1 protein-coding gene is annotated in these 1,878 nt (G+C 30.6%); it reads right to left on the bottom strand.

Going from position 1 to position 1,878, the window contains the following annotated elements:
- Positions 1–11: 11 nt before the first annotated feature.
- The gene (locus N5E64_RS15545) at positions 12–1,667 is read right to left on the bottom strand and encodes an ATP-dependent endonuclease (protein WP_125350703.1); all 1,656 of its coding nucleotides are present in this window, start codon (positions 1,665–1,667) and stop codon (positions 12–14) included.
- Positions 1,668–1,878 lie beyond the last annotated feature (211 nt).

Here is a 1,878-nt window from a genome sequence, read left to right as displayed (position 1 = left end):
ATGTGCTGGCATTATTGTAGAGCTAAGTCCCAACATCTTAATAAAGCTTGATAACATAGATATAAATCTGTTTCAAATTGTTCTTGCGTAATATTTTCTCCAACGTGTTTTGCTAATTGCCTTTTCTTCTTTCCTGTAATTATTTTATCTCCATTTGCATTAGTAGCATCTAAGTCAGCTTGAGTTTTCCTCCAATTTGTATATGTTGAACAAACTTGATCAGGATAAATTTGTTCAATATCCCTGTGTGATAATATGTGTAGTTGATTATTCTCGACTAAATGTCTATATGTTTGTCTAAAATGGTTTACGCCACCTTCTGTTTGTACTGAGGGACAATCTAATAATAATACTACACGATTTTGGTATATGCTAGAACCTAATGGAATAAATAATTTTTCGATTGCATTTATTGTTCTTTCAGCTTGGTCAATGTCACCGTTTGCTTTTATAATTTGAATAGCTGGTTTATCGGCATAAAATCTTCTAATTACTCTCGTTAATAATTCAAATTCAGTCAATCCTTCAACAATTAGAAAATTTTTTGGTAGAAGTAAATCAGATGGACTTCCTCCCAACAATTCAAAAATAATATAGGGTTTTTCAAACTCGCTTACAACCTCAATTTCAGTTTCACCACTGTTTTTTTCAACTTTCATAATTGACTGATTTGTATAATTATCCGCTACAAAAACAGATGAATGTGTATTTATGAATACTTGATCTGTTTCTTGCGAAAGAGCGTGAAGAACATTTTTAAGGTTTCTCTGTGCGGTTGGATGAAGATGTAACTCTGCTTCATCTATGAAAAATAGGAATGACTTTCCGACATCTTCGTTTTGTTTTCTGTAGTCTGCGTAAGCTTGTATAATAGCAAGCATTAAAGCTCGTTGCATTCCGTCTCCTTTTTCTTCTGCAGACGTTTCTACACCATCGTCGATTGATGTTGAAAAACTTTTAAGTAAATCGTCAAATTGTGGGGGAGTAACTTCAAACTTAACTTTTGTAGTATCAGGAAACTGTTTTTCTAAATGAATTTTTACACTATTTCCGATACTTACGAACTCTTGCTTGATTGCAGAATTATCATCTTCAAATAGTTCAGCAAATTTGGCTTGAAATGCTTGATACTGTTGATTTCCTTGTAGAATAGTATTTAAAACTCCAGAAAGCATTATACCAATAGGAGTTGTTTTCGAATATTTTGCTACAGCATCATAATATTGTTTAGTGCTTATATATTCAAACTTTGGAAGGAAATCGTTTAATGCTGCGTCAAATCCAGTTCCAGGTGTTACTTCTGCACCATTAACAAACATTTTCCGCTTATTCGGAATACCACTAATTCTTTGAAAAATTACAATGTCTTCTCCATTTAGAGCATTTTCAATTTTAGTTTTATTTGTTTGATTTTGCATTAATGAAGCTCCATTTTGTGATCCTATAAATTCAATTTCGACAAGAATTTCATTTTGAGGATCTCTTTTATACTTAAGTTCATTAATGTTTGCACCTCTTCCTAAACCATTAAAAAAGAATTCGATTGCTTCAAAAAAGTTTGTTTTACCGCAATTGTTTTGACCTACAAAAATATTGAAGTCTGTTGTTGTGAATTCAGTTTCTTTAATTGAACGAAAGTTTTCAATTTTAATTCGATTTATTTTCATTGGTTAATGAATTTTTTAGGAAATACTTGCACATAACATCGTAATTTACAAAATAAATGATAGAAAAGTTTCGTTAAATATTCCCTATATCATCTACATTTTTATAAATATATTCCAAACATACAACAACCTTTTAACAATAAATTACGGTTTCACGTAAAAACAAAAAACCTCACTAAAAAATACTTAGTGAGGTTCTATATTATATTGT

The sequence above is a fragment of the Empedobacter sp. GD03739 genome (genome assembly GCF_029843245.1).
Lineage (GTDB): Bacteria > Bacteroidota > Bacteroidia > Flavobacteriales > Weeksellaceae > Empedobacter > Empedobacter falsenii_B.
The sequence above is the reverse complement of the archived record's forward strand: the minus strand, read 5'-3'. Positions and strand labels throughout refer to the sequence as shown.

What these genes read in the sequence shown, in the direction of transcription:
- N5E64_RS15545 (WP_125350703.1), bottom strand. Translation starts at nt 1,667, where the DNA reads ATGAAAATAAATCGAATTAAAATTGAAAACTTTCGTTCAATTAAAGAA.